This window comes from Pseudotamlana agarivorans, from assembly GCF_001642835.1.
Lineage (GTDB): Bacteria > Bacteroidota > Bacteroidia > Flavobacteriales > Flavobacteriaceae > Pseudotamlana > Pseudotamlana agarivorans.
Window position 1 is genome coordinate 1 of sequence record NZ_LXEI01000037.1, and the last position, 5,089, is coordinate 5,089.

At 33.8% G+C, this 5,089-nt stretch carries 5 protein-coding genes; all 5 read left to right on the forward strand.

What is annotated here, in order from left to right; translation table 11 throughout:
* Positions 1-34 precede the first annotated feature (34 nt).
* On the forward strand, positions 35-499 hold the full coding sequence (locus tag A6I66_RS16230) for a GNAT family N-acetyltransferase (RefSeq protein ID WP_067151907.1): 465 nt from the start codon (positions 35-37) through the stop codon (positions 497-499).
* A 716-nt stretch (positions 500-1,215) separates the two neighbouring features.
* Positions 1,216-1,461, forward strand: coding sequence for an AbrB/MazE/SpoVT family DNA-binding domain-containing protein (locus tag A6I66_RS16235; protein ID WP_067151911.1), 246 nt, complete (start codon positions 1,216-1,218; stop codon positions 1,459-1,461).
* Positions 1,452-1,775, forward strand: coding sequence for a type II toxin-antitoxin system PemK/MazF family toxin (locus A6I66_RS16240; RefSeq protein WP_067151914.1), 324 nt, complete (start codon positions 1,452-1,454; stop codon positions 1,773-1,775). Before A6I66_RS16235 ends, A6I66_RS16240 begins: the two co-directional genes overlap by 10 nt.
* A 177-nt stretch (positions 1,776-1,952) precedes the next feature.
* On the forward strand, positions 1,953-2,798 hold the full coding sequence (locus A6I66_RS16245; protein WP_067151917.1) for an Abi-alpha family protein: 846 nt from the start codon (positions 1,953-1,955) through the stop codon (positions 2,796-2,798).
* A gap of 1,248 nt (positions 2,799-4,046) precedes the next feature.
* Positions 4,047-4,754: a suppressor of fused domain protein gene (locus A6I66_RS16250; RefSeq protein WP_067151920.1), complete on the forward strand. Its 708-nt coding sequence runs from the start codon at positions 4,047-4,049 to the stop codon at positions 4,752-4,754.
* The last annotated feature ends 335 nt before the right edge of the window (positions 4,755-5,089 follow it).

Sequence of the window (5,089 nt, forward strand, 5' to 3'; positions counted from 1 at the left end):
GGCATTAATTTTGAAAAATCACAACTAGTAAAGAATGATAAGAAAATATTCAAATTCTGATAAACCAAAAATATTAGAATTATTTAGGAAAAATACGCCTGAATATTTTGACTCTTCAGAGGAAAAGGATTTTGAAAATTACCTTGTCAACGAAGTGGAAGATTATTTTGTTTATGAGATTAACTCAGAAATTATTGGAGCTGGCGGAATTAACTATTTTACGGAACAAAAAATCGCTCGAATTTCTTGGGATATGATTGACCCGAATTCGCAACGAAACGGAATCGGAAAGAAATTAACTCAATATAGAATTAGTCATATAAATGAAAACACAAACATTGAAGTAATTATCGTTAGAACAACTCAACTTGTGCATAAATTTTATGAAAAACAGGGATTTGAATTAGAAAAGATTGAAAAGGATTATTGGGCGAAAAATTTTGACCTTTACCAAATGAAAATGTCGAATAAAACTAATGCCAACAAGGTGTATAATTAATGGCTAGTTCGAGCTTGCTTACGAAAATCCTGCGGATTTTCTATTCGGTTTTTATTTGTTATCTTCCGTGCTAAATCACGCCACTAATTATACACGAGACCGTTAGCCAACATGCTCACTCGGTTCTAAAAAAGTGGTTTAATCACAAAATATCTGCTAACTCCTACTCCAAATTAATTCGCTAAAAACTGACTTTCTTACTCTTGCGATTTCGGACACATAACTTTACGCAAGCAGTACGGCGGACTGATAAACTGTGCGGAAAAGCAAAACGTAACAAATCGGATTTTCTCACTGCTGCGGTTTCGGACACATAACTTTGCGCAATCTGGACGGCGGACTGATAAACTGTGCGGCAAACCAAAACGGAATAAATTGGATTTTCTAACTGTTGCGGTTTGGGATTCTTAACAGTCCGCAAGCATCACATCGGATTAATAAAGTTTACGGCAAATCAGTTCGTGAAAAATTTGTTGTTTTAACGGGTCAATGCAGATTCTACAAAAACATACGTGGGCTAACAATATGTATAATTAATTGCTTTAGTCAGTCATTACTTGGAAAATTCCTTCGGAATTTTCTCGCTCTCAGTTTTGTTTGCTAAATTAGTCCCGAAATACGCAACTAAATTATACATGTAGCCGTTGCCATTAATACTGAAAAAACTTTGCGGACTGAATGTTTTGTGCTAACTTTGTAATTACAAACAAAGTATTATGGAAACAGCAATTATAAAAATCGGAAATTCTAAAGGTCTACGTTTAAGTAAGACTATTTTAGAAAAGTATAACATAAAAGACAAAGTTGAGATGATTTTGGAAAAAGGACAAATAATCCTTAAACCAATTAGTACTCCGAGAAAAAACTGGGAAAAAGCTTTTCAAGAAATGCGTGAGAATGATGACGACCGATTATTATTCAATGATGTCTTTGAGGACGAAAATTTTGAGGAATGGAATTAGAACAGTATTCTATCGTACTCGTAAATCTTGACCCAACAATTGGTAGTGAAATTAAAAAAACAAGACCTTGTGTAATTATTTCGCCAAATGAAATTAATAAGTTTTTAAGAACAATCGTAGTTGCACCAATGACAACGAACTTGAAAACTTATCCAACCAGAATAAAAGTAAAACACAGCGGAAAAAAAGGAATGATTGCAATCGACCAAATTAGGACAATTGACAAATCTCGTATATTAAAAACCTTTGACCAATTATCGAAATCTGAAATACAGAATTGTAAAGATATTATTAGAGAAACTTTTGTAGATTAAAACTAAATTTTGAACAAAAAAAAGTACTAATGGCAACACAGTGTATAATTAATGGCTAGGTCGAGCTTACTTACGAATATTCCTGCGGAATATTCTATTCGGTTTTTATTTGTTAATTTCCGTGCTTAATCACGCCACTAATTATACACGAGACCGTTGTAAAACATTTAGAAAAATATGAGTGAAAACAAAGGATTAGACTTGTTTGGAATAAAACCAATAGCTTCAGCCATTGATACGACAGTCAAAAAAAGTCTAGAAGGTATCGAAGGTTTCCTATTCTTGACTTGTAAACCAGCATTGGGAGAACTAGGATTAATGGTGCAAGATAAAGTTCGTTATTGGAGACTTAATAATGCAATAAAAATGCTTGAAAAAGCTAAAGGTAAGCTAGAATTTCAGAGCGATAAACTTGAATTAAAGTCTCATCCTAGAATTGGATTATCCATTATTGAAAATAGCTCTTTAATTGATAATGATTTTGTTCTAGAACTTTGGGCTGGACTTTTTGCTTCCTCTTGTACAATTGACGGACAGGATGACGAAAATCTAATATTTGTAGATATTCTTAAAAGCTTAACTACTGCTCAAGCAAGAATAATACAATTTGCTGTAGAAAACTCAAGAAAAGTTCTTTATCCAAATGGTTTAGTTACAGCAGATGGAGATTTAAAGGTTCATGCGGACGAATTAAAAAGAATCACAGGTGTAGATAATATTCATAGAATAGACAGAGAATTGGACAGCCTAAATTATATGGGGCTATTACCATCTTTATCAGGTGGTTTTGATGCCTCTGGTCCAGATTTAATTGCTAATATTTGTCCTACTTATCTAGCATTAAGCCTTTATATTCGTTGCCAAGGTTCTTCACTTGACCCTGATATTTATTGGAAGGATAATCTAATAACAGAGGAAGAAATAAAGAGAGAAAGAGAAGAAATAGCGAAAAAAGAAGCTGAAGAAAGGAGACAAGAAGCCGAGGAAAAAAGAAAAAAGGCCAACCAAACCAATCAAAAATAAAAAACGTTTTACAACAATGGCTATAAGTAATTGCTCATTCTTGCCTACTTCTAAAAATCCTTGCGGATTTTTAGTTTGATCTGTACTTTCTAAGTTAAGTGCTAAACCACGCAACTACTCATAGCCGAGACCGTTAGCGTACATGGTTCACTAAAATCTCCGAAAAACAGTAGTTTAAAAGCTAAAAATCCCAGCAGTCTCCTACTCTTTCCAAACTCAAAAAGTGCTTAAAGTATAAATGGTTTTATAAGTTTTATGGAAAGCATAACTTAACTAATCGGAATTTCTTACTCAGCCGATTTCGTACCAAAGCAATACGCAAATATTACGGCGGACTGAAATACATTGCGTATATCAAAACCTAATAAATCGGACTTCTCTCACTCAAGCGACTTCGGATCCTAAGCAATAAGCAAAGATTACGGCGGACTGATAAACTGGATGGAAAAGCAAAGCGCTTTAACTCAGATTTAATCACTCAAACGGTTTCGGACAAAATCAAGACGCAAGCTGGACGGTAAAGCAAAACGAAGTAAATTAGTTGTTTAAAAATGGACTACTCTTAATTCTATAAATAGCACGTACGCTAACAATATGTATAAAAAATTGCTACTTTAGGCAAAAAATTATGGTAAGTGCATTTTAGGACGGCTGATTTTCCTGCGAAAAATCATTCTCCTTTTGTCCGCAACTTCCCATACATGAGACCGTTGGCAAACATGCTCACTCAGTCCTAAAAATCAGTGGTTTAATAAGCAAAATAAAAAGCTTACTCCTACTCTTTTCTAACTCAAAACATTCTTAGTAACATTCGCGGTTTATAAGTTTTACGGTAAAGCAAATCGCAATAATCTGACTTTCTTACTGTTGCGCTTTCGGACCAAAGCAAGATGTAAACTGGACGGCGGACTGATATACTGAATGGAAAAGCAAACCGCTTTAACTCGGATTAACTTACTCAGCCGATTTCGGACAAAAGCAATACGTAAGTATTACGGTAGACTAAAAAATATTACGGCTAAGCGAAACGCAGAAATTAGTTATTTAGTAATGGATATAGCAAAATCTATAAAAACAAACGTATGCCAACATGGTGTATAATTAATGGCTGGTTCGAGCTTACTTACGAATATTCCTGCGGAATATTCTATTCGGGTTTTATTTGCTAACTTTCGTGCTTAATAACGCCACTAATTATACACGAAGCCGTTGCCAGTAATATGAGGAAACCAAAATCAAATGAAAATAATGAACTATAAAACTATCTTTCTGATTTTTGTTTCAACAATTGCGTATTCCCAAAATGCCGAAAAAAATATGAATGATAAAGTACCTAATAGTGTTGAAATTGTTGACAGTCATTTAGACCAATTCTTTGATGAAGATGCAGACATTGTTGTATTTGACGAAATAGAATCTGAAATAATTCACAGAGACATTTTTTTCATAAAAGCTACAGAAGATAGACCTTATCACATTTTGTTGAGCTGTGGAATGAGTGCTTTACCAATGAAAGTACCTGAAGATATTGAATCATCTGAATTTGCAGAAGTTATGATATTGTTGCCAAAGGAATGGAATTTAGAATATGAGTCTTTTAGTGACGAACGAAATTATTGGCCAATTAGAATAATGAAGGAATTGATGATGTTACCACATCCGAATAAAAATTGGTTAGGTTTTGGGCACACTTTCGGACACGAAGATGATGATGAACTTGCAGAAGGAATTGGATTTAATTCAGTAATGTTAGCCAGCTCAATGGAATTATCGGCTGATTTTACCGAAATCGAACTTGAAAATAATAAAGTGATTGACATTTATACTTTAATTCCACTTTACAAAGAAGAACTTGAATTTAAAAAACAAAATAGCGCAAGTGATTTACTTGAAAAATTTGACAAATTCGGAATTGAAGAAATTGTAAAAGTTGGAAGAAAAAATGTTTGCGAATAAAAAATACTACTGGCAACAAGGTGTATAATTAATGGCTAGTTAGAGCTTGCTTACGAATATTCCTGCGGAATATTCTATTCGGTTTTTACTTGTTAAATTCCGTGCTAAATTACGCCACTAATCATACACGAGACCGTTGGCAAACATGCTCACTCAGTTCTAAAAAAGTGGTTTAATAAGCAAAATCTAAGCTCACTCCTACTCGATTCTAACTCAAAAATCATCTAATAACAATTACAGTTTATAAATTTTACGGCAAAGCAAAACGTAGCCAATCGGAATTTCTTACTCTTGCGATTTCGGACCATAGCAAGACGCAATCTGGACGGCGTGTA